Origin of the sequence: Rathayibacter sp. AY1B8 (genome assembly GCF_002932775.1) — a bacterium.
Classification (GTDB): Bacteria; Actinomycetota; Actinomycetes; order Actinomycetales; family Microbacteriaceae; genus Rathayibacter.
In genome coordinates this window covers 82,427-102,460 of record NZ_PSWJ01000001.1, presented here as the reverse complement: position 1 = coordinate 102,460, position 20,034 = coordinate 82,427, and the positions used below count along the sequence as shown (strand labels likewise).

The following is a 20,034-nucleotide window of genomic DNA, read 5'->3' as shown; positions in this document are numbered from 1 at the left end:
GTGCGCAGAACCATCGCGATCCTCGCCGTCCTCGGCGCCTCCCTGAGCCTGGCGGCCTGCACCCCCGGGGAGCCGGATGCAGCGCCGTCCGCCTCCGCCACCCCGCTCGGCTGCGCGACCGAGGGCGAGGCGACCGCCGCGGTGCAGACCAGCGGCGACTTCGCCACCAAGCCGGTCACCGTGTTCCCCAGCCCGGTCAGCGTGGACGCCACCGAGCGCTCCGTCGCGATCGAGGGCACCGGCGAGGAGGTCGCCGAGGGCGACACCGTGCTGGTCGACTACACGCTCTACAACGGGACGAGCGGTGCCGAGTTCTCGGCGAGCAGCTACGCGTCCGGTGGCCGCGCGGCCTTCGAGGTCGACACCGACCAGTACCTCGCCGGCCTCGTGAAGGCCGTCAACTGCGCGACCGTCGGCTCGCGCGTCGTCGCAGTCGTTCCCCCGGCCGACGCGTTCGGCGACGCCGGGCAGAGCCAGTTCGGCATCGCCGCGACCGACTCGATCGTCATGGTGATCGACGTCGAGCAGATCGTGCCGACCGCCGCCGACGGCGAGCCGCAGCCCCCGGTCGACGGCCTGCCGACGGTGGCGCTCGCCGAGGACGGGGCGCCCACCGTCACCATCCCCTCGACCGACCCGCCCGCCGACCTGCAGCTCGCCGTCCTCAAGAAGGGGAGCGGCGCGACCGTGGCCGACGGCGACCAGCTGATCGTGCAGTACCAGGGCGTGGTCTGGGGCACCGGCGAGGTGTTCGACCAGAGCTGGGGGAAGCCGGCTCCCGCCGCCTTCGGCACCGGCGACGTGATCGAGGGCTTCAAGGAGGCCGTGGTCGGCCAGACCGTCGGCTCGCAGGTGCTCGTCACCATCCCGCCGTCGAAGGGCTACGGCGACCAGGGCAACCAGAACGCGGGGATCAGCGGGACCGACACCCTCGTCTTCGTGGTCGACATCCTCGCCATCAGCTGACCGGGAGGCGCTGGGCGCTCCGTGCCAGGATGGGCGGATGCGCAGGGTCATCATCCTCGGCTCGACCGGGTCCATCGGCACGCAGGCTCTCGACGTCATCGGCGCGAACCGCGAGCGGTTCGAGGTCGTCGGCCTCGCCGCCGGCTCGAACCGGGCGGTGGTCGCCGAGCAGGCGTCCGCGTTCGGCGTCGAGCACACGGCGTTCGGCGCGGAGGAGGCCGAGCAGCTGATCCGCTCGGTCGACGCGGACGTCGTGCTGAACGGGATCACCGGCTCGGTGGGGCTCGGCCCGACGCTCGCGGCGCTCGAGGAGGGCAGGACGCTCGCCCTCGCCAACAAGGAGTCGCTGATCGTCGGCGGCGAGCTCGTCACCTCGCTCGCCGGTCCCGGCCAGATCGTGCCGGTCGACTCCGAGCACTCCGCGATCGCCCAGGCCCTCCTCGCGGGCGAGCACCGCGAGGTCCGCCGCCTCGTGCTGACCGCGTCCGGCGGGCCGTTCCGGGGACGCGACCGCGCCTCCCTCCGCGACGTCACCCCGGCGCAGGCGCTCGCGCACCCGACCTGGGACATGGGCCTGGTCGTCACGACCAACTCCTCCACTCTGGTCAACAAGGGGCTCGAGGTGATCGAGGCGCACCTGCTCTTCGACGTCCCCTACGACCGGATCGACGTCACCGTGCACCCGCAGTCGGTGATCCACTCGATGGTCGAGTACGTCGACGGCTCGACGATCGCCCAGGCCTCGCCGCCGGACATGCGGCTCCCGATCTCGCTCGGCCTCGACTGGCCGCACCGCGTCGCCGGGGTCGGCGTCCCGCTCGACTGGACCCGCTCCCACTCCTGGACGTTCGAGCCGCTGGACGAGGAGGCGTTCCCCTCGGTCCGGCTCGCGAAGCGCGTCGGGGAGGCGGGCGCCTCCTACCCGGCCGTGTTCAACGCGGCGAACGAGCAGGCCGTGCAGGCGTTCCACGCGGGGCGGATCGGCTACCTCGACATCCTCGAGACGGTGGAGGCGGTGGTCGATGCGCACAGCGTCGACGGCTCGCTGACCCGCGAGTCGCTGGCCGCGGCGGAGGAGTGGGCGCGCCGCACGGCGGACGAGCGGATCGCCGGAGTCTGACCAGGGGTCATCCGGACGGGCTCCGTCTCCGCGGATCCGTGTCGGCGGACGTCGCGCCGCTGATCCTCTCGGCCGCGGAGTTCATCGGATCCGTGCAGGCGCACCCCAGCGTGGACGGGCGGGCCCGGCCTACAGTGTGTCGGTGGAATCCGTGCTGCTCTTCGTCCTCGGCGTCGTCATCATCGCCGTCGGCGTCGCCCTCTCCATCGCCCTGCACGAGGTCGGGCACCTGCTCCCCGCCAAGCTGTTCGGGGTCAAGGTCACGCAGTACATGATCGGGTTCGGGCCGACCCTCTTCTCCCGGCGACGCGGCGAGACGGAGTACGGCGTCAAGGCGATCCCCCTCGGCGGCTACATCGCCATGATCGGCATGTACCCGCCGAAGCACCCGGGGGACCGGCCCACGGAGTCGAGCACAGGCTTCTTCAACGGCCTGGCGTCCTCCGAGGCCCAGCTCGAGGAGCCCCGGCGCGGCGCCTACGCCACGATGATCGACGAGGCCCGTGCCGCCAGCGCCGAGACGATCGGCGACGGCGAGGACCATCGCGCGTTCTACCGGCTCCCCGTGTGGAAGCGCGTGCTCGTCATGGCCGGCGGCCCCTTCATGAACCTCGTGATCGCCACGGTCCTCTTCACCGTCCTCCTCTGCGGCATCGGGATCCCGCAGAGCACCAGCACCCTCGCCGCGGTCTCGCAGTGCGTGGTCCCGGAGTCGCAGCGCGCGACCGCGACCTGCACCGCCGACGACCCGCTGGCACCCGGAGCCGCGGCCGGCCTGCTGCCGGGCGACACGATCACGGCGATCGACGGCACTCCGGTGAGCACCTGGAACGACCTGACCCCGATCATCCAGCGCTCCGCGGGCGTCCCGCTCAGCGTGTCCGTCCAGCGCGACGGCGCGCCGCTGACCCTCACGATCACCCCCGCCGAGAACGAGGTCGCGGTGACCGACGCGAACGGCGCCCCCGTCACCGACGCCTCCGGTGCGATCGAGACGCAGACGGTCGGCTTCATCGGCATCTCGCCCACATCGGCCCTCGCGCAGCAGCCGATCACCGCGGTGCCCGAGACGGTCTGGTCGAACATCACCAGCGTCGCCCACGTCATCCTCAACCTGCCGCAGCGCCTCATCGACGTCGCCCAGGCGGCGTTCGGCTCGGAGGCGCGCGACGCCAACGGCCCGATCAGCGTCGTCGGAGTGGGCCGGATCGCGGGCGAGATCGCCGCCTCCGACCAGCTCCCCGTCGTGTCGAAGGTGCAGACGATGGTCGGCGTCCTCGCCTCGCTCAACGTCGCCCTCCTCGTCTTCAACCTGGTGCCGCTGCTCCCCATGGACGGCGGCCACATCGCCGGCGCCCTCTGGGAGGGCCTGCGCCGCCGGATCGCCAGGCTCTTCGGACGCCGCGACCCCGGCCCCGTCGACATCGCCCGCCTGCTCCCGCTCACCTACGTCGTCGTCCTCGTCCTCGGCGGCATGAGCGCCCTCCTCATCTACGCCGACATCGTCAAGCCGATCACGCTGTTCTGAGTTGGATTCCACGCCGGGCCTCGCCCGGCGTGGCGCGGTCGGCTTCTCGGGGTGGGGCGTGGGTGGAGCGGGCCGCAGGCGGCTAGGGCGAATCGCTGGGACGCGATTCACCCGTTCGCCTCGCGGGTGGGAGCACGGGCCTCGCCCGGCGTGGCGCGGTCGGCTTCTCGGGGTGGGGGCGTGGGTGGAGCGGGGTGCGGACGGCTGGGGCGAATCGCTGGGACGCGATTCACCCGTTCGCCTCGGGGGTGGCAGGGCGGTCGCTGACCGGCGTGGCGCGGTCCGCTCTGTGAAGGGAGCGGGCTGGCAGCGTCTGCGGTGAATCGCTCGGACGGGATCGGCGGTTCGGCTCGGGGCGAGGCGACCGCGGATCGTCGTGCGGTCTCGGGCTGAGAGCAGGTGCGGTGGACGGGTTCCGAGGCGCGCAGGAGGGGCGGCGGCTGGGAAGGTGCGGCGAGCGGACGAGGGGTCCCGCGGCGCGCGTACGATGGGGCGCGTGCCAGCAGTGAATCTGGGTCTTCCCAAGGTCCCCATGACCCTCGCCCCCCGCCGCAAGTCCCGCCAGATCAAGGTGGGCAAGGTGCTCGTGGGCGGTGACGCGCAGGTCAGCGTCCAGTCGATGTGCACCACACCGACGACGAACATCAACGCGACCCTCCAGCAGATCGCCGAGCTCACCGCGTCCGGCTGCGACATCGTCCGCGTCGCGGTGCCGAGCCGCGACGACGCGGAGGCGCTGCCGATCATCGCCAAGAAGAGCCAGATCCCGGTCATCGCCGACATCCACTTCCAGCCCAACTACGTCTACGCCGCGATCGACGCCGGCTGCGCCGCGGTCCGCGTGAACCCCGGCAACATCCGCAAGTTCGACGACCAGGTCGGCAAGATCGCCGCCGCCGCGAAGGCCGCCGGCGTCTCGATCCGCATCGGCGTCAACGCCGGCTCGCTCGAGCCGAGCATCCTGCAGAAGTACGGCAAGCCCACCCCCGAGGCCCTCGTCGAGAGCGCCGTCTGGGAGGCCAGCCTCTTCGAGGAGCACGACTTCCACGACTTCAAGATCTCGGTCAAGCACAACGACCCCGTCGTCATGGTGAAGGCCTACCGCCAGCTCGCCGAGCGCGGCGACTGGCCCCTCCACCTCGGCGTCACCGAGGCCGGCCCCGAGTTCCAGGGGACGATCAAGTCCGCCACCGCCTTCGGCATCCTCCTCGGCGAGGGCATCGGCGACACCATCCGCGTGTCCCTCTCGGCCCCGCCCGCGCAGGAGGTCAAGGTCGGCCTGCAGATCCTCCAGTCGCTGAACCTCCGCGAGCGCAAGCTCGAGATCGTCTCCTGCCCCAGCTGCGGCCGCGCGCAGGTCGACGTCTACACGCTCGCCAACGACGTCACCGCCGGCCTCGAGGGCATGAGCGTCCCGCTGCGCGTCGCCGTCATGGGCTGCGTCGTCAACGGACCCGGCGAGGCCCGCGAGGCCGACCTGGGCGTCGCCTCCGGCAACGGCAAGGGCCAGATCTTCGTCAAGGGCGAGGTCATCAAGACCGTCCCCGAGGCCGAGATCGTCCAGACCCTCATCGAGGAGGCCAACCGCCTGGCCGCCGAGATGCCGGCCGACGACACCTCGACCGGAGCCCCGGTCGTCACCGTCGGCGCGAACTGACGGCGCGGGGCGGATCGACGTGGTCCGCCCCGCACTGCGCCTCGCGCTCGTGGTCGTCGCCGCCGCGCTCCTCGCCTCCGGTGTCGCCGCGCTCCGCAGCGGCCCGTCCTCCGAGGCCGGCGAGTGCATCGACAGCCGCACCCCGCAGGACCCCTTCGGCTGCGACCGCTGGGTGCTGACCGCGGCAGAGGGGGAGACCCCGTACACGGCCTGGGTCGAGGACGCCCGCGTCCGCCTCCGCTCGGAGAGCGTCGGGGGTGCGCCGACCCTGGTCGTCGGCACGGGCTGCCTCGTGGTCAGCGCCGCCTACCGGATCGACGACGGCGTGCTGGTCCCCGGCGATGAGGTGACCGGATCCGACAGCTGCTCCGACACGCCGAGCCCCGAGGCCATCCGGCTCCGGGCGCTCCTCTCCGGCCCGATGACGATCGGCGGCACCCCCGACGACGTGCTGCTGGACGGCACGGGCGGAGCGGTCGTCTTCTCGCGGATCCCCGACTGAGGCTCCCGGCGCCCTCGCGAGCCGGGGGAGCGCAGCGGATAGGATCGTCCCTCGTGGTCACCCGTCTCTCGCATCTGTTCGTCCGCACGCTCCGGGAGGATCCCGCCGACGCCGAGGTCGCGGGCCACCGCCTCCTCGTCCGCGCGGGCTACATCCGCCGTCAGGCGCCCGGCGTCTTCGCCTGGCTGCCGCTGGGCCTGCGCGTCAAGCGCCGCATAGAGCGGATCATCCACGAGGAGATGGAGGCGGCCGGCGCCCAGGAGGTGCACTTCCCCGCGCTCCTGCCCCGCGAGCCCTACGAGCTCTCGGGCCGCTGGACCGAGTACGGCGACGGCGTGTTCCGCCTGAAGGACCGCAAGGACGCCGACTACATGCTGGCTCCCACGCACGAGGAGTTCTTCACGCTGCTCGTGAAGGACCTCTACTCCTCCTACAAGGACCTGCCCCTGTCGATCTACCAGATCCAGGACAAGTACCGGGACGAGGCGCGGCCCCGCGCGGGCCTCCTGCGCGGCCGCGAGTTCACGATGAAGGACGCGTACTCCTTCGACTACACCGACGCCGGCCTCGACGCGAGCTACCAGCGCCAGCGCGACGCCTACGAGCGGATCTTCGCCCGCCTGGGCCTGGAGTACGTGATCGTGCAGGCCGACGCCGGAGCGATGGGCGGCTCCCGGAGCGAGGAGTTCCTGCACCCCACCCCCGTCGGCGAGGACACCTTCGTCCGGTCGGCGGGAGGGTACGCGGCGAACGTCGAGGCGTACCGCACGCCCGTCCCCGCGGCGCTGCCCGTCGAGGGCCTGCCCGAGGCGCGCGTCTTCGACTCGCCCGACACCCCGACCATCCAGACCCTGGTCGACCTGGCGAACGCGACGCAGCCCCGCCCCGACGGCCGCGCCTGGACCGCCGCCGACACCCTGAAGAACGTCGTCCTCGCGCTCACCGCGCTCGACGGCACCCGCGAGCTCGTGATCGTCGGCCTGCCCGGCGACCGCGACGTCGACCTCAAGCGCGCCGAAGTGGCCTTCGCCCCGGCCGAGGTCGAGGCCGCCACCGCGGAGGACTTCGCGAAGCACCCCGGACTGGTCAAGGGCTACATCGGACCCTGGTCGGCCGAGGGAGCCGTCCTGGGCGAGGAGTCGGCGACCGGCGTCCGCTACCTGCTCGACCCGCGCGTGGTCGACGGCACCGCCTGGATCACCGGGGCCAACGTCTCCGGGCAGCACGTCCTCGATCTGGTCGCCGGCCGCGACTTCCACGGCGACGCCACCGTCGAGGTCGCGGACGTCCGCACCGGTGACGAGGCGCCCGACGGCTCGGGCCCGATCGAGACCGCCCGCGGCATGGAGATCGGCCACGTCTTCCAGCTCGGCCGCAAGTACGCCGACGTCCTCGGGCTGAAGGTGCTCGACGAGAACGGGAAGCTCGTCACCGTCACGATGGGCTCCTACGGCATCGGCGTGACCCGCATCCTCGCCATCATCGCCGAGGCCACCCACGACGACCGAGGACTGCTCTGGCCCGCGAACGTCGCGCCGTTCGACGTGCACGTCATCGCGACCGGCAAGGACGCGGCGGCTCTCGAGCTCGCCGAGTCGGTCGGCGCCTCCCTCGAGGCCGCCGGCCGCGACGTGCTGATCGACGACCGCCCGAAGGTCTCGCCCGGCGTCAAGTTCGGCGACGCCGAGCTGATCGGGGTGCCCGTGATCGTCATCGCGGGCCGAGGAGCGGCCGACGGGATCGTCGAGCTGTGGGACCGCCGGTCCGGCGAGCGCGAGCAGCTCCCGGTCGCCGAGGCGCTCGCCCGGCTGGGCGCCTAGACCCGACACGCCGAGGGCCCCGCCACCGCTTCCCGTGGCAGGCGGGGCCCTCCGTGCGTCGGCAGGATCCGCGGGTGGAACCCCGGGCCGCGTCGGGTACCCTTGAGGGCTGATCCGGGTGAGAGCCCGGCAGGCGAACGACCGCGGTCACCACCGCGGCATCCAAGTGAATAGAGAGAAAGGCCCGCCCGTGGACATCGACCTGAGCGTTCTGCGACTCATGGAGCGCGAGCGCGAGATCCCCTTCGAGGAACTCGTGCAGATCATCGAGCAGGCGATCCTGACCGCCTACCTCAAGCACATCGGCCAGGCCGACGACGCCGACAAGGCCACCGCCGTCGACGCGCGAGTGCACCTCGACCGCAAGACCGGTCACGTCTCGGTCTTCGTGCCCGAGCTCGACGAAGAGGGCGCCGTCGTGGGCGAGGCCGAGGACTCCCCGCGCGACTTCGGCCGCATCGCCGCCTTCGCCGCGAAGCAGGTCATCAACCAGCGCCTGCGCGACATCGCCGACGAGCACGTGCTCGGCGAGTTCAAGGGCCGCGAGGGCGACATCGTCGCCGGCGTCATCCAGCAGGGCCCCAACCCGCGGATGATCCACGTCGACCTCGGCTCCATCGAGGCGATCCTCTCGCCCGAGGAGCAGGTGCCCGGCGAGGACTACAGCCACGGACGCCGCATCCGCGTCTACGTCACGAGCGTCGGCCGCGGACCCAAGGGCCCGTCGGTCCAGGTGTCCCGCACCCACCCGTCGCTGGTGCGCAAGCTGTTCGCCCTCGAGGTCCCCGAGATCGCGTCCGGCGTGGTGGAGATCGTCTCCCTCGCCCGCGAGGCGGGCCACCGCACCAAGATCGCGGTGCGCGCGACCGAGCCCGGCGTGAACGCCAAGGGCGCCTGCATCGGCGAGCTCGGCCAGCGCGTGCGCGCGGTGACCGCCGAGCTCAACAACGAGAAGATCGACATCGTCGACTACTCCTCCGACCTGCCGACCTTCGTCGCCAGCGCGCTCTCGCCCGCCAAGGTGACCAGCGCGTTCGTGATCGACCAGAGCCTCAAGGCCGTCCGGGCGCTCGTCCCCGACTACCAGCTCTCGCTCGCCATCGGCAAGGAGGGCCAGAACGCCCGCCTCGCCGCCAAGCTGACCGGCGCGAAGATCGACATCCAGCCCGATTCGGTGATGGACGGGGAGTGATCCCCGAGCATCGGCCGTGCGGGGGAGCGGTCCCGGAGGGGAGGGAGTAGAGTGGAAGCCGTCAGAACGTGCGTCGGCTGCCGTCTGCGCGCCCCCCGGGCCTCTCTTCTGAGGCTGGTCCTCCACTCGAACGTCCTCGCGGTAGACCCGCGTGCCGTCCGTCCTGGTCGGGGAGCGTGGCTCCACGACACAGCCGACTGCTACGAGCTCGCGGTCAAGCGCCGCGCGTTCGGAAGAGCGTTCCGGACACGCGAGAGCGTGGACGCGAGCGAGCTGGAGCAGTACATCGCACGATCAGACCGGCTCGGCCCCTCGACCGGAGGGGCCGGAGCAGCGCACGATCACACCATAGAGAACAGGCAGAACGGCCCGTGAACTGATCATGAGCGAAGACTGATGAGCGGCTCGAAATGAGACCCGTCCGTTCGTGACGCCTGCCCCCGTCTTGGGTGCAGGCCCAAGACAGGAGAGAAGTGGCAAAACCACGCGTACACGAGATCGCATCCGAACTGGGTGTCGATAGCAAGGTCGCACTTGCGAAGTTGAAGGAGCTCGGCGAGTTCGTCAAGGGCCCGTCCTCGAGCATCGAACCCCCGGTGGCGCGCAAGCTCCGCCAGGCCCTCCAGGGCCAGGGCGGTTCCTCCGCGGGAGCGTCGGTGACCCCGGCCGCCCCCGCCGCCGGTGCCCGTCCCGGGGCCCCGCGCCCCTCCGGCGCCCGTCCGTCCGCGCCCACGCCCGGCCCGGCCAAGCCGCCCGCTCCGGCGCCCGCACCGCCGATGTCTGTCGCCGAGCGCCAGGCCCAGGCTCAGGCAGCCCAGGAGGCCGCGGCCGCTCAGCGCGCCCAGGCAGCCAAGGACGCGCCCGCCGAGGCCGCCGCTCCGGCTCCGACCGAGGCCCCCGCGGCTCCGGCCGCCGCCGAGAAGCCGGCGTCCGGCGCGACCCCCGGCGGACCCAAGCCCGTGACCCCGCGTCCGGCTCCCGCCGCGAACACCCCGCGCCCCGGCGGCGCCTCGGGCGGCTCCAACCGCCCCGGCGGCACCCCGCGCCCGGGCAACAACCCGTTCGCCAGCAACCAGGGCATGGGACAGCGTCCCGCCGCCCCGCGCCCCGGCAACAACCCCTTCGCCAGCTCGCAGGGCATGGGATCGCGTCCGACCCCGGGCAACATCCCCCGCCCGGCTGCTCCGCGCCCCGGCGCGCCCCGACCCGGCGGACCCGGCATGGGCCAGCGCCCCGCCGGCTTCGGCCAGCGTCCCGGCGGACCCGGCGGCGGAGCAGGACGTCCCGGCGGTGCCGGTCGTCCGGCCGGCGGCGGCTTCCAGCGCCCCGGCGGCGCTCCCGGTGCCGGTGGCGGCTTCGCCCCGCGTCCCGGTGGCGGCGGCGGTCGCGGTCGCGGCCCCGGCGGTGGAACCGCAGGAGCCTTCGGTCGCGGCGGCGGCAAGAGCAAGGCCCGGAAGTCCAAGCGCACGAAGCGTCAGGAGTTCGAGCTCAGGGAGGCCCCGTCGCTCGGCGGCGTCAGCGTCCCCCGCGGCGACGGCAGGACGGTCATCCGTCTGCGCCGCGGCGCGTCGATCTCGGACTTCGCCGACAAGATCGAGGCCATGACCGGCGTGCCGGTGCCCCCCGGCAACCTGGTCACCGTCCTCTTCGCCCTCGGCGAGATGGCGACGGCGACCGAGTCGCTCGACGAGGCCACCTTCGAGGTGCTCGGCTCCGAGCTCGGCTTCAAGATCCAGGTCGTCTCGCCCGAGGACGAGGACAAGGAGCTCCTCGAGGGCTTCGGTCTCGACCTCGAGCAGGAGCTCGACGACGAGACGGACGAGGACCTCGAGATCCGTCCGCCGGTCGTCACCGTCATGGGTCACGTCGACCACGGAAAGACGCGCCTGCTCGACGCGATCCGCAACGCCAACGTCGTCGCCGGCGAGGCGGGCGGCATCACGCAGCACATCGGTGCGTACCAGGTCGTCGCGGAGCACGAGGGCATCGAGCGCCCGATCACCTTCATCGACACCCCGGGTCACGAGGCGTTCACCGCCATGCGAGCCCGCGGTGCCCAGGTCACGGACATCGCGATCCTCGTGGTCGCGGCGGACGACGGCATCATGCCGCAGACCATCGAGGCGCTGAACCACGCCCAGGCGGCCAACGTGCCGATCGTGGTCGCGGTGAACAAGGTGGACAAGCCCGACGCCAACCCGGCCAAGGTGCGCCAGCAGCTCACCGAGTTCGGGCTCGTCGCCGAGGAGTACGGCGGAGACGTCATGTTCGTCGACGTGTCGGCTCGCGCGGGCACCGGCATCCAGGACCTCCTGGACGCCGTGCTGCTCACCGCGGACGCCGGTCTCGACCTGCGCGCCAACCCCAACAAGGAGGCGCGCGGAGTCGCGATCGAGGCGAAGCTCGACAAGGGACGCGGTGCGGTCGCGACCGTGCTCATCCAGTCGGGAACGCTGCGCGTCGGAGACGCGATCGTCGCCGGAACGGCCTACGGCCGCGTCCGTGCGATGGCGGACGAGAACGGCAACGCCGTCCTCGAAGCCGTGCCGTCGCGTCCGGTGCAGGTGCAGGGACTCTCGTCCGTGCCCCGCGCCGGCGACACCTTCCTCGTCACCGAGGAGGACCGCACGGCCCGTCAGATCGCCGAGAAGCGCGAAGCCGCTCAGCGCAACGCCCTGCTGGCCAAGGCCCGCAAGCGCATCTCGCTCGAGGACTTCACCCGTGCTCTCGAGGAGGGCAAGGTCGAGTCGCTCAACCTCATCATCAAGGGCGACGTGTCCGGTGCCGTCGAGGCGCTGGAGGAGTCGCTCGTCAAGATCGAGGTCGACGACTCGGTGCAGCTGCGCATCATCCACCGCGGTGTCGGTGCGATCACGGAGTCGGACGTCAACCTCGCGACGATCGACAACGCGATCATCGTGGGCTTCAACGTCCGCCCCGACCCGAAGGCCCGCGAGCGCGCTGCTCGAGAAGGAGTGGACATCCGCTTCTACTCGGTCATCTACAACGCGATCGAAGAGGTCGAGAACTCGCTCACGGGCATGCTCAAGCCCGAGTTCGAGGAGGTCCAGTCCGGTGTCGCCGAGATCCGCGAGGTGTTCCGCTCCTCCAAGTTCGGCAACATCGCGGGTGTCATCGTCCGCTCCGGCACGATCACCCGCAACTCGAAGGCGCGCGTCATCCGTGACGGCGTCGTGGTCGGGGACAACCTGGCCATCGAGTCGCTGCGTCGCTTCAAGGACGACGTCACGGAGGTCCGTACGGACTACGAGGCCGGTATCGGACTCGGAAAGTACAACGACATCCAGATCGGCGACGAGATCGAGACGATCGAGATGAAGGAGAAGCCGCGAGGCTGATCCGCTCCACTGGAAGGCCCGGGTCCGCCCGGGCCTTCCGGCGTCTCACGGCGCTGTTCGTGCGGGATCGGGAGGGGACTCTCGTCCTCTCGCGCCCTGCGGGAGGAATCGGGGGCCGCCCGTGTCCCGGAGGTGCGCACCCTCCAGCGGGCGCTTCCGCACCCCCGGGTGCGGGAGACCGACCCCGATCAGGCGCTCCTGTCTCGGCGGGTGCGCCCGCTGAACGAGCAGCTCGCGAGCAGCGCGCCTGCGGGCGACGTCCGGCTCCCGATCCAGCACCTGAGCCTTCCCTCCCCATCCGGTCCCCGAGGATCAGGGAGCCGCGAGAAGGCACCCCACCCGCGCCGTCGCAGACGCGCGGTCGAGGGGCATCACGCCCCAGAAGCAAGGCCCCCTCGGACGCGACCGGTCGTCCGGGCGGAGAGTGGTTGAATGGCGAGCTGAACGGTTCGCCGAGAGAGATGTGAGGACCAGCCATGGCAGATCCGGCCCGGGCGAGGAAGCTCGCCGAACGTATCCAGGTGATCGTCGCGAAGCGGCTCGAGCGCGGTCTCCGCGACCCGCGCCTCGGCTTCGTCACCATCACCGATGTCCAGGTGACCGGCGACCTGCAGCACGCCTCGGTGTTCTACACGGTCTACGGCACCGATGAGGAGCGCGCCGATTCGGCCGCGGCCCTCAAGGCCGCCACCGGAATGCTCCGCACCGAGGTGGGCAGGAACATCACGTCGCGGCTCACGCCGTCGCTCGAGTTCATCCTCGACGCGGTGCCCGAGAACGCGAAGCACATCGAGGACCTGCTCGCCGCCGCGCGCAGCCAGGACTCGCAGGTGCAGTCGCTCGCCGCTCAGGCGGACTACGCCGGCGAGGCCGACCCCTATGTGAAGCCCCGCGAGGACGACGAGGACTAGGCGCCGAGCCCGAACACCGCGGAGCCCGTGGCGACGTCGACCGATTCCAGGACGACGACGACACGGGCTCCCGGCGTGAGCGGGGCCGGGACGTCGACGGTGATCTCCGGGTCGAGCAGCTGGACCGAGGAGCGGGTGCGCGCCGAGGAGACGACGATCCCGCTGAAGGAGGCTCCTTCGCGGCCTCGGAGGACGGCGGCCTCGACGATCGCGGTCGCCGCACGGGAGGCGGCTCCGGCCCGACGGTCGCTCGCGGCGAGGAGCGGCGGGAGCAGGGGCAGCGCCTCGCGCAGCTGCGACGGGATCGTTCCGCCGCGGGACACCGCGAGGCAGACGGCGAGGCCGAACCGGTCGACCAGGCGCCGCAGCGGCGCGGTGACGTGCGCGTACGGCGCGGCGAGAGCCGCCTGCTCGGGATGCTCCGGCGGGGCGCCGTCGAAGGCGGTGTAGCCGGCGCCGCGGAACAGGCTCGCCGCGGCGTACATGATGGCGAGCTGGGCGGGGTCGGCGGTGTCGAGGCGGCGCAGGTAGGCGCCGTAGGCCTCCTCCTCGGGCCACGGGACGCCGAGCGCCGCGGCTCGGGAGCGGAAGGCCGCGACGGTGGCGGGGTCGGCCTCGGGCATGGTCCGGAGGATGCCCACCCCCGCGTCGAGCATCATCGTCGCCGCCGCCATACCGGTCAGCAGCGAGACCTGGGCGTTCCAGCCCTCGACGGCCAGGGGAGCGCGGCGCTCGACCCGGTAGCCGCCGTCGGCGGCGACGATCTCCTCCTCGGGCAGCGTCAGGCTCGCTCCTCCGCGCTCGGCCTCGCGCGCCAGGCGCTCGCGTCCGAACCAGGGGAGGAGGGCGAGGGAGGGGTGCGGATCGCCCGCGTCGACGCTGCGCTGCACGCCCTCGTAGTCGAGCCGGGCCACGCTGCGCACGAGCGCCCGCTCGAGGTGCACCGAGCGCGGCTCCGCCCGCTCGTCGAGGGTCAGCGTCCAGACCAGCGCTCGGCGCGTCTCGTCCGGCAGGAGCGACGCGGTCCCCTCGGAGAGGACCGCGGGGTGCAGCGGGACGCGGCCGTCCGGGAGGTAGTAGGTCTGGCCGCGGCGGCGCGTCTCGGCGTCGAGCGCTCCGCCGGTGCGGACGACCGCGGGCACGTCCGCGATGGCGTAGCGGAGGACGACGCCCTCCGACGTGCGCTCCAGGTGGAGGGCCTGGTCCAGGTCGAGCGAGCCGGGCGGGTCGATCGTCACGAAGGGGAGGTCCGTCCGGTCGACGCGGTCCTCGTCGTCCGCTCCGGCGTCCGCGTGCTCGGCCTCGGCCAGCGCGGCCGGCGGGAACGGGCCGGGCAGGTCGTTCTCGACGCGGACCGCGGCGAGGGCGCGCTGGACGTCCTGGGCGAGGTCGACGTCGAGGGTGCGCTCGACGGCGGCGTCGGGGCGGGGGAGGCGGAGGCGGCGACCGGTCACGGCGCCGACCCTACCCGCCTCCTCCGACGCGGACGGCGGTCGACGGGCCCTCAGGAGCCGGGGAGGAGGTAGCCGTCCTCCGGGCCGCCCGTCGCCAGGCCGTCGGCGAGGAGCCCGGCCAGGGCGCGACCGCGCTGGTCGGCGTCCGGCCAGAGAGACTCCACCTCGGCCGCGGTGACCGGGCCGTGCGCGGCGCGCAGCTCGGCGAGGATGAGGCCGCGGACCTGGCGGTCCGAGCCCTCGAACCGCTTCTGCTTCGCCTTCACGGGCCCGGTGTGCTCGGGGTACCCCTCCGCCCGCCAGCGGCAGAGGTCGCGGATCGGGCACTCGTCGCAGCGCGGAGCGCGGGCGGTGCAGACGATCGCCCCCAGCTCCATCGCGCCCGCGTTGAAGGCCGCCGCCTCGGAGAGCGACTCGGGCAGCAGCGCCGACATCGCGGCGAGGTCGGCCCTCGCGCGGGGCGGGCCGGGCTCCGCCGCTCCGTCGACCGCGCGCGCGAGGACCCGGCGGACGTTGGTGTCGACCACGGGGTGCCGCCTCCCGTAGGCGAACACGGCGATGGCGCGGGCGGTGTAGTCGCCGATGCCGGGCAGCGCGAGGAGGGTCTCGACGTCGTCGGGGACCACGTCGCCGTGCTCCTCGGCGATCGCCACGGCGCAGGCGTGCAGTCGCAGGGCCCGCCGCGGGTAGCCCAGGGACTGCCAGGCGCGCACCGCCTCGCCGGGCGGGACGGCGGCGAGTGCGGAGGGTGTCGGCCAGCGCTCCAGCCACTCCGCCAGACGCGGGACGACGCGGACCACCGGGGTCTGCTGCAGCATGAACTCGCTGACGAGCGTGCCCCAGGCGGGGAAGTTCTCGCGGCGCCACGGCAGGTCGCGGGCGCTCGTGCGGAACCAGGCGGTGATCGCGTCGGCGAGAGGGTCGGAGGGCATCAGCCCACACTAGGCGGCGGCGCGTATCGTGGGCGGATGACCAGGTGGGCTCCGCAGAAGGCCGATGTGCTCGACGCTCTCGCGGCGGAGGTGCTGCACAACTACGGGCGCGGACGGGTCAAGGTCGGGATCGACGGCGACGACCCCGCGGTGAGCGCGGCGTTCGCGCTCGACCTCGCGGAGGCGCTCCGCCGGGCCGGCAAGGACGCGATCGTCGCGCACCTCGCCGACTTCCGACGTCCCCGCGCCGATCGGGACGACCCCGCCGTGCCCGACGAGCAGCGCTCCTACGCGGCCGGGTACGACTACGAGCTCCTGCGCCGCGTGCTGCTCGATCCGTTCACCCTCGGCGGCAGCACCGGGTTCGTGCTCGCGGGCTTCGACGCGGTGCGCGACGAGGCGCGGCAGGCGCGCTGGCGGACCGCCGGCCGCGACGCGGTGCTGCTCGTCGACGGCGAGTTCGCCCTCCGGCCGGAGCTGCGCGGAGCGTGGAGCACCAGCATCCGCCTCGACACGCAGGAGCCGCCGGTGGACGCGGCGTACCGCGCCACGACGGACCCGCGCCGGCTGGCGGGGATCCTCGTCGACGTCCGCGATCCGGAGCAGCCCCGGCGCCTCTTCGCCGACTCCTGCTGAGCCTCGGGACGGAGGCCGCCGCCGCGGGCGGCGTCCGTCCGACAGGGCCGCGGGCTCAGACCAGGGCGGCGCGGCGCACGACCTCCGCCGGCGGCACGAAGGCGCCCGCCCGCTCGACCTCGTGCACCAGGTCGACCAGCAGCTGGTTGACCGGTGCCTCGCGCCCGCCGCGGTGAGCGGTGCGGACCACGGCCCCGGCCAGGTGGTCGATCTCGCTCGGCACTCCGCGGCGGACGCTCTGCAGCGTCGACCCGGGGTTCGGCACCTCGCCCATCCGCGCGGCCATCCGGCGGGGGAGCAGCTCGACCAGGGGCAGGGGAGCGGCGGCCAGGGCGCGGACGGACGTGTTCGAGAGTCCCTGCAGCGAGCCGAAGCGGACGCCAGACGCGAAGCCCGTCCGGGCGGCCTCGCGCATCGACCGGGCGAGGACGCGCCGCAGCCCCGGATCGTCGATCGTCTCCTGGACCGAGAGCCCGGTGATCGCGGGCAGGGCGTTGACCTCGTTGATCAGCAGCTTCGTCCACTGCGCTCCGGTGAAGTCGTCGGTGACGGCGGTGGGGACCGCCTCGCCGAGCACGGCGGCGGCCCGTCGCACGTCGTCGTCGGCCGGGCGGCCGGGGACGCCGAGCGTGGTCGTGGCAGGAGCCGTGACGGTGACGCGGCCGGGTTCGAGGTGGCTCGCGGCGAAGAGGGCGAGAGCACCCACGAGCCGGGCGTCGCGCACCTGCCGGGCCGCCGCGGTGAGCCCGTCCAGTCCGTTCTGGACGACGACGACGAGGGTGCCGTCGACCGTGCGGCGGTTGGTGCGCAGCGCGTCCTCGGCGTCCTGCGCTTTCGTGCAGACGAAGGCGAGATCGGGCACCAGGTCGAGGGACTCGCCGCAGCGGACCCAGGCGGTGTGCTCGCCCCACGCCCCGTCGAGCCGGATCCCCGACCGGCGGATCGCGGTGAGGTGGTCGCCTCGGGCGGTGACCTCGACGTCGTGCCCGGCGCGGTCGAGAAGGGCGGCGATGGTGCCGCCGACGGCGCCTGCTCCGAGTACTGCGATCCTCATCCGGACAGCCTAGGACGGGCGGGCGAGGGCTCCGGCTCCACCCCGGGGGTACTCCCGATCCGTCCGTGTATCCTCGCACCCGTGCTCGAGACCCCCGCCCCGGCTCCGAACGGGATCCTCCTGCTGGACAAGCCCGGCGGCATCACCAGCCACGACCTCGTCTCGCGGACCCGCCGCCGCGCGGGGACCCGCAAGGTCGGCCACGCGGGGACGCTCGATCCGATGGCGACCGGGCTGATGATCCTCGGTCTCGGCCCCTCGACGCGCCTGCTCACCTACCTCGTCGGCCTCGACAAGCAGTACGAGGCGACGATCCGGCTGGGCTCCTCCACCACCACCGACGACCAGGAGGGCGAGGTGCTCGCCTCGGCGGAGCCCGCCCTCGTCGCGGCCCTCGCCCCGGAGTCGGTGTCCGACGCGATCGCGGCCCTCACCGGAGCGATCGAGCAGGTCCCGAGCACGGTCAGCGCGATCAAGGTGGACGGCCGCCGCGCCTACGCCCGCGCCCGCGACGGCGAGGAGGTCGTGCTCGCCTCCCGCCCCGTGACCGTCTCGGAGTTCGCCGTCCTGGCGAGCCGCCCGGTCGAGGGGTTCCTCGACCTGGACGTGCGCGTCACCTGCTCCTCCGGCACCTACATCCGCGCGCTCGCCCGCGACCTGGGCGCGTCCCTCGGAGTCGGCGGCCACCTGACCGCGCTGCGGCGCACCGCGGTCGGCCCCTTCTCCGTGGCCCAGGCCGGCGAGATCGACGAGCTCGACGTCCCCGCCGCGCTCCTGCCGCCGACGCTCGTGGCGGGCGAGCTGTTCCCCCTGCTGCGCCTCGACGCCCAGGAGGCGGGCGATCTCGCGAACGGCAAGCGCATCCCGGCCCCGGCGGCGGTGGCGGGCGCGAAGGGCCTCCTCGCCGCGGTCGGCCCGGGGGAGCGGCTGATCGGCCTCGCCGAGCGGCGCGGCACCCAGCTCAAGAGCGTCGTCAACTTCCCGACCGAGGACCTGCGGACGGCCGCCTCGTGATCGAGTGGTTCACGATCCTCCAGGTGGGGATCGCCGTCGCGGCCGGCCTGCTCTGCCTCGTGCTCGGGCTGCTCGCCCGCCGTCCCTCGGACGTCTCGGTCGGCGCGACGGCGATCGTCGAGCTGCTGCTGATCGTCCAGCTGGCGGTCGCGATCGTGTCGCCGCTGGTCGGCAACCGCCCGTCGGGGAGCCTGCCGGAGTACTACATCTACCTGATCTCGGCGCTGCTCCTGCCGCTCGCTGCCGGGTTCTGGGCGCTCATCGAGCGGAGCCGCTGGAGCACCGTGATCCTGGGCGTCGCCTGCCTCTCGATCGCGGTCATGGTCTACCGGATGCACCAGATCTGGTTCTTCCAGAGCGCCTGATCGGGCCCGCCACCGGGCCCGGCCCGGCGAGCGCCTAGCATGGACGTGCGATGTCGAAACCAGCCAGCGATGCGTCCGGACGGGCCGCTCACGACCCCTCAGTCCCCTCGGCCCCCGGGAGCGGAGAGCCGACCCGTTCCGCCCGCTCGCGCGGGATCGGCAGCCTCCTGGTCGTGGTCTACGGGATCCTCGCGCTCGCCGCGACGGGGCGCTCCGTCTTCCAGATCATCGACCGGTTCGACGAGGCGCCGCTGGCGTTCTCGCTCTCGGCGCTCTCGGCCGTCGTGTACATCGTCGCGACGATCGCCCTGATCGTCCCGGGCCGCGCTTGGCAGCGGGTCGCGTGGGTGACGATCACCTTCGAGCTGGTGGGCGTGCTCGTGGTCGGCGCGCTCAGCCTCCTCGCTCCGCAGCTCCTCGGGCTCGCGAGCGCCGACCCGTTCGGGCGCCAGTCGACGGTGTGGGCGGCCTTCGGCGCCGGCTACCTGCTCATCCCGCTCGTCCTGCCCGTGCTCGGTCTCTGGTGGCTCCGCGTGCAGGGGCGGCGCACGGCCCGGGCGGCCGCCTGATGCGCGTCGAGACCCGCCCCGGCGACCTGGCCGGGATCGGACCCTCCGCCGTCACGATCGGCAAGTTCGACGGCGTCCACTCCGGGCATCGGGCCGTCATCGGCCGGCTGCACGAGCGGGCCCGCGAGCAGGGGCTCGCCGCCGTCGTCGTCACCTTCGACCGCAATCCGCTCAGCGTGATCGCGCCGGAGAAGTGCCCGCCCGTCCTGGTCGGCAACGAGCAGAAGCTCGAGCTCCTCGCCGGGACCGGCGTGGACGCGACGCTGCTGCTCACCTTCGACGAGGCGTTCCGGGCGCTCTCGCCCGAGCAGTTCGTCGAGCAGGTGCTGGTGGAGGCGCTCGAGGCCCGCGTGGTCCTCGTCGGCTCCGACTTCCGCTTCGGCGCCCGGGGAGCGGGCGACGTCGACCTGCTGCGCGTGCTCGGCGGGCAGCACGGATTCGAGGTGGAGCTGATCGACGACGTGCGGCCCGAGGACGGGCGCCGCGTCTCCTCCACCTGGATCCGCGAGCTGCTGGCCGAGGGCGATGTGGAGCACGCGACGCGCCTGCTCGGGCACGAGCCCGTCGTCCGCGGCGTGGTCGTGCACGGAGCGAAGCGCGGCCGCGAGCTGGGCTTCCCGACCGCGAACCTCTCGCCGGAGTCGCAGGGCCTGATCCCGGCCGACGGCGTCTACGCGGGCCGGCTCACCACCGACGGCGTCACGCATCCCGCCGCGATCTCGGTCGGCAGCAACCCCACCTTCGTCGGGGTGCCGCCCAAGCAGGTCGAGGCGTACGTGCTCGATCAGACGCTCGACACCCTCGACCTCTACGACCGCGTGGTCGACGTGGCGTTCGTCGGCCGGATCCGCGGCCAGGTCGCCTACGAGGGCGTCGAGCCCCTCATCCGCCAGATGAACCACGACGTGGTGCAGGTCCGCGAGGTCCTCGGCATCGACTGAGCGGGATGCCGGCC

At 73.0% G+C, this 20,034-nt stretch carries 18 protein-coding genes; 15 read left to right on the top strand and 3 right to left on the bottom strand.

Going from position 1 to position 20,034, the window contains the following annotated elements:
* From C5C63_RS00450 to rbfA, 10 genes are all read left to right on the top strand, one after another.
* Nucleotides 1-966: an FKBP-type peptidyl-prolyl cis-trans isomerase gene (locus tag C5C63_RS00450; protein WP_181068285.1), complete on the top strand. Its 966-nt coding sequence runs from the start codon at nt 1-3 to the stop codon at nt 964-966.
* A 37-nt stretch (nt 967-1,003) separates the two neighbouring features.
* Complete coding sequence (dxr, locus tag C5C63_RS00445) at nt 1,004-2,086, top strand: 1-deoxy-D-xylulose-5-phosphate reductoisomerase (RefSeq protein WP_104325315.1); 1,083 nt, start codon at nt 1,004-1,006, stop codon at nt 2,084-2,086.
* Between the two features lie 142 nt (nt 2,087-2,228).
* Nucleotides 2,229-3,614 (top strand): RIP metalloprotease, encoded by a 1,386-nt coding sequence (locus tag C5C63_RS00440; RefSeq protein WP_258065358.1) that lies wholly within the window; start codon nt 2,229-2,231, stop codon nt 3,612-3,614.
* A gap of 496 nt (nt 3,615-4,110) precedes the next feature.
* Nucleotides 4,111-5,271: a flavodoxin-dependent (E)-4-hydroxy-3-methylbut-2-enyl-diphosphate synthase gene (gene ispG / locus C5C63_RS00435; RefSeq protein ID WP_173244694.1), complete on the top strand. Its 1,161-nt coding sequence runs from the start codon at nt 4,111-4,113 to the stop codon at nt 5,269-5,271.
* A gap of 19 nt (nt 5,272-5,290) precedes the next feature.
* Complete coding sequence (locus tag C5C63_RS00430; protein ID WP_104246574.1) at nt 5,291-5,773, top strand: hypothetical protein; 483 nt, start codon at nt 5,291-5,293, stop codon at nt 5,771-5,773.
* A 53-nt stretch (nt 5,774-5,826) separates the two neighbouring features.
* Nucleotides 5,827-7,593 (top strand): proline--tRNA ligase, encoded by a 1,767-nt coding sequence (locus C5C63_RS00425; RefSeq protein ID WP_104225179.1) that lies wholly within the window; start codon nt 5,827-5,829, stop codon nt 7,591-7,593.
* A 190-nt stretch (nt 7,594-7,783) separates the two neighbouring features.
* A complete protein-coding gene (gene nusA / locus C5C63_RS00420; RefSeq protein WP_104225180.1) occupies nt 7,784-8,785 on the top strand; it encodes a transcription termination factor NusA in 1,002 nt (333 codons plus the stop codon).
* A gap of 51 nt (nt 8,786-8,836) precedes the next feature.
* Nucleotides 8,837-9,160 carry a YlxR family protein gene (locus tag C5C63_RS00415; protein ID WP_104225593.1) on the top strand — a complete coding sequence of 108 codons (324 nt, stop codon included), beginning with the start codon at nt 8,837-8,839 and terminating at the stop codon, nt 9,158-9,160.
* A gap of 98 nt (nt 9,161-9,258) precedes the next feature.
* Nucleotides 9,259-12,144, top strand: a complete 2,886-nt coding sequence (gene infB / locus C5C63_RS00410) for a translation initiation factor IF-2 (RefSeq protein ID WP_104325313.1) — start codon at nt 9,259-9,261, stop codon at nt 12,142-12,144.
* A 476-nt stretch (nt 12,145-12,620) separates the two neighbouring features.
* The gene (gene rbfA, locus C5C63_RS00405) at nt 12,621-13,055 is read left to right on the top strand and encodes a 30S ribosome-binding factor RbfA (RefSeq protein WP_104223052.1); all 435 of its coding nucleotides are present in this window, start codon (nt 12,621-12,623) and stop codon (nt 13,053-13,055) included.
* On the opposite strand, the gene C5C63_RS00400 is transcribed toward rbfA, so the two are convergent.
* Together C5C63_RS00400 and C5C63_RS00395 are read right to left on the bottom strand one after the other, a co-directional pair.
* Nucleotides 13,052-14,509 carry a ribonuclease catalytic domain-containing protein gene (locus tag C5C63_RS00400; protein ID WP_104291508.1) on the bottom strand — a complete coding sequence of 486 codons (1,458 nt, stop codon included), beginning with the start codon at nt 14,507-14,509 and terminating at the stop codon, nt 13,052-13,054. The genes rbfA and C5C63_RS00400 overlap by 4 nt on opposite strands.
* Nucleotides 14,510-14,559: 50 nt before the next feature.
* The gene (locus C5C63_RS00395; RefSeq protein ID WP_104223054.1) at nt 14,560-15,441 is read right to left on the bottom strand and encodes an A/G-specific adenine glycosylase; all 882 of its coding nucleotides are present in this window, start codon (nt 15,439-15,441) and stop codon (nt 14,560-14,562) included.
* Nucleotides 15,442-15,477: 36 nt separating this feature from the next.
* On the opposite strand from C5C63_RS00395, the gene C5C63_RS00390 reads away from it, so the two are divergent.
* Nucleotides 15,478-16,077 carry a hypothetical protein gene (locus tag C5C63_RS00390; protein ID WP_146078397.1) on the top strand — a complete coding sequence of 200 codons (600 nt, stop codon included), beginning with the start codon at nt 15,478-15,480 and terminating at the stop codon, nt 16,075-16,077.
* A gap of 55 nt (nt 16,078-16,132) precedes the next feature.
* On the opposite strand, the gene C5C63_RS00385 is transcribed toward C5C63_RS00390, so the two are convergent.
* Entirely contained in the window at nt 16,133-17,131 is a 999-nt protein-coding gene (locus tag C5C63_RS00385) for a ketopantoate reductase family protein (protein WP_104225598.1), read from the bottom strand.
* Between the two features lie 81 nt (nt 17,132-17,212).
* On the opposite strand from C5C63_RS00385, the gene truB reads away from it, so the two are divergent.
* Genes truB through C5C63_RS00365 form a run of 4 tightly spaced genes read left to right on the top strand, consistent with a single transcriptional unit; the run spans nt 17,213 to nt 20,020 of the window.
* A complete protein-coding gene (truB, locus tag C5C63_RS00380) occupies nt 17,213-18,145 on the top strand; it encodes a tRNA pseudouridine(55) synthase TruB (protein WP_104291506.1) in 933 nt (310 codons plus the stop codon).
* Entirely contained in the window at nt 18,142-18,510 is a 369-nt protein-coding gene (locus tag C5C63_RS00375) for a hypothetical protein (protein ID WP_104223058.1), read from the top strand. Before truB ends, C5C63_RS00375 begins: the two co-directional genes overlap by 4 nt.
* 50 nt (nt 18,511-18,560) lie before the next feature.
* Nucleotides 18,561-19,079, top strand: coding sequence for a hypothetical protein (locus C5C63_RS00370; protein ID WP_258062831.1), 519 nt, complete (start codon nt 18,561-18,563; stop codon nt 19,077-19,079).
* Entirely contained in the window at nt 19,079-20,020 is a 942-nt protein-coding gene (locus C5C63_RS00365) for a bifunctional riboflavin kinase/FAD synthetase (RefSeq protein WP_104233805.1), read from the top strand. Before C5C63_RS00370 ends, C5C63_RS00365 begins: the two co-directional genes overlap by 1 nt.
* The last annotated feature ends 14 nt before the right edge of the window (nt 20,021-20,034 follow it).